At 58.3% G+C, this 863-nt stretch carries 1 protein-coding gene; it reads left to right on the top strand.

The features are described 5' to 3' along the window. On the top strand, nucleotides 1–863 hold an 863-nt coding region (locus tag FS767_RS21560; RefSeq protein ID WP_144968144.1), incomplete at both ends, for an elongation factor Tu.

The following is an 863-nucleotide window of genomic DNA, read 5'->3' on the forward strand; positions in this document are numbered from 1 at the left end:
TTTGATCGTTCCCTTCCCCACGTTAACGTCGGCACTATCGGCCACGTTGACCACGGTAAGACCACTCTGACCGCAGCTCTGACTCGCGTCTGCTCCGAAGTATTCGGTTCGGCAGTCGTTGAGTTCGACAAGATCGACTCGGCTCCGGAAGAAAAAGCGCGCGGTATCACCATCAACACCGCTCACGTTGAGTACAACTCGACCATTCGTCACTACGCTCACGTTGACTGCCCAGGTCACGCTGACTACGTGAAGAACATGATCACCGGTGCTGCCCAGATGGACGGCGCGATCCTGGTTTGCTCGGCCGCCGATGGTCCGATGCCACAAACCCGTGAGCACATCCTGCTGTCCCGTCAGGTTGGCGTTCCGTACATCGTGGTCTTCCTGAACAAGGCTGACCTGGTAGACGACGCTGAGCTGCTGGAACTGGTCGAGATGGAAGTTCGCGACCTGCTGTCCACCTACGACTTCCCAGGCGACGACACCCCGATCATCATCGGTTCGGCTCGTATGGCGCTGGAAGGCAAAGACGACAACGAAATGGGCACTACCGCTGTCAAGAAGCTGGTAGAGACTCTGGATTCCTACATCCCTGAGCCAGTTCGTGCCATCGACCAGCCTTTCCTGATGCCGATCGAAGACGTGTTCTCGATCTCGGGTCGTGGTACCGTTGTGACCGGCCGTATCGAGCGTGGTATCGTCCGCGTTCAGGATCCGCTGGAAATCGTTGGTCTGCGTGACACCACCACCACCACCTGCACCGGTGTTGAGATGTTCCGCAAGCTGCTGGACGAAGGTCGTGCTGGCGAGAACTGCGGCGTTCTGCTGCGTGGTACCAAGCGTGACGACGTTGAGCGTGG

It is taken from the genome of Pseudomonas sp. DE0010, from assembly GCF_007680745.1.
In the GTDB taxonomy this organism is placed as follows: Bacteria; Pseudomonadota; Gammaproteobacteria; order Pseudomonadales; family Pseudomonadaceae; genus Aquipseudomonas; species Aquipseudomonas parafulva_B.